Here is a 1430-nt window from a genome sequence, read left to right as displayed (position 1 = left end):
CTGAGCCATCTAGGGCAGCCAGCATGAAAACCATCCCTGCCCCACCCGCGCTGTCCCAGAGTCGCGAACTCACGGGACGCACTCAAGAAGGTAGGACCGCATGACCACCACCTCAGCCGGCCAGGCCGTCGCCACCGCCTCCCTGCGTGACCTGCTCGCCGCGGGCGTGACGACGTACTCCTTCGAGTTCTTCCCGCCGAAGACGGCCGCGGGCGAACGCACCCTGTGGGACGCCATCCGCCGCATCGAGGCCGTCCAGCCCACCTTCGTGTCCGTGACGTACGGCGCGGGCGGCACCTCCCGGGACAGGACCGTCGCCGTCACCCGGCGCATCGCCGCCGAGACGACCCTGCGCCCCGTCGCCCACCTCACCGCCGTCGGCCACTCCGTCGCCGAACTGCGGCACATCATCGGCCAGTACGCCGACGCCGGCATCCGTGACGTCCTCGCCCTGCGCGGCGACCCGCCCGGCGACCCGCGCGGCCCCTGGACAGCGCACCCGGACGGCCTGCGCCACGCCGACCAGCTCGTCGAACTCGTCCGCGCGGCGGGGGACTTCAGCATCGGCGTGGCCGCGTTCCCCGAACGCCACCCGCGCTCGCCCGACTGGGACAGCGACATCCGGCACTTCGTCGCCAAGTGCCGGGCCGGCGCCGACTACGCCATCACCCAGATGTTCTTCGACGCCGAGGACTACCTGCGGCTGCGCGACCGCGTCGCCGCCGCCGGCTGCGACACCCCGATCATCCCGGAGATCATGCCGGCCACCGACGTACGCCAGATCGCCCGGTTCGCCGAACTCAGCGACGCACGTTTCCCGGCCGGCCTCGCCGCCCGCCTGGACGCCGCACGCGACGACCGCGAGACCGCCCACCGCATCGGCGTCGAACACGCCACGGCGCTCGCCGCCCGACTGCTCGCCGAGGGCGCGCCGGGCCTGCACTACATCACCCTCAATCGCTCCACAGCGACCCTGGACATCCACCGCAATCTCACCGAGAGGCCCGCGCATGCCCGCCACGACCGATGACTTCAAGGTCGCCGACCTGACCCTGGCCGAGTTCGGCCGCAAGGAGATCACCCTCGCCGAACACGAGATGCCGGGCCTGATGGCGATCCGGAAGGAGTACGCGGCGGCGCAGCCCCTGGCCGGCGCCCGCATCACCGGCTCCCTGCACATGACCGTGCAGACCGCCGTGCTGATCGAGACCCTGGTCGCGCTCGGCGCCGAGGTCCGCTGGGCCTCCTGCAACATCTACTCCACGCAGGACCACGCGGCCGCCGCGATCGCCGCCGCCGGCATCCCGGTCTTCGCCTGGAAGGGGGAGACGCTTCAGGAGTACTGGTGGTGCACGGAGCAGGCGCTGACCTGGCCGGACAGCGCCACCGGCGGCCCGAACATGATTCTGGACGACGGCGGTGACGCCACC

The 1430-nt window shown here is 72.0% G+C and carries 2 protein-coding genes; both read left to right on the top strand.

Annotated elements, in window-relative coordinates; genetic code table 11:
* Window positions 1-100 precede the first annotated feature (100 nt).
* Window positions 101-1030 (top strand): methylenetetrahydrofolate reductase [NAD(P)H], encoded by a 930-nt coding sequence (gene metF / locus ABZ854_RS37225; RefSeq protein WP_361220488.1) that lies wholly within the window; start codon window positions 101-103, stop codon window positions 1028-1030.
* The coding region (locus ABZ854_RS37220) for an adenosylhomocysteinase (RefSeq protein WP_361220485.1) at window positions 1011-1430 on the top strand (420 nt) is incomplete at its 3' end. The genes metF and ABZ854_RS37220, both read left to right, overlap by 20 nt.

The sequence above is a fragment of the Streptomyces sp. NPDC047028 genome, from assembly GCF_040644095.1.
GTDB lineage: Bacteria > Actinomycetota > Actinomycetes > Streptomycetales > Streptomycetaceae > Streptomyces.
This window is presented reverse-complemented; position numbering and strand designations above follow the sequence as displayed.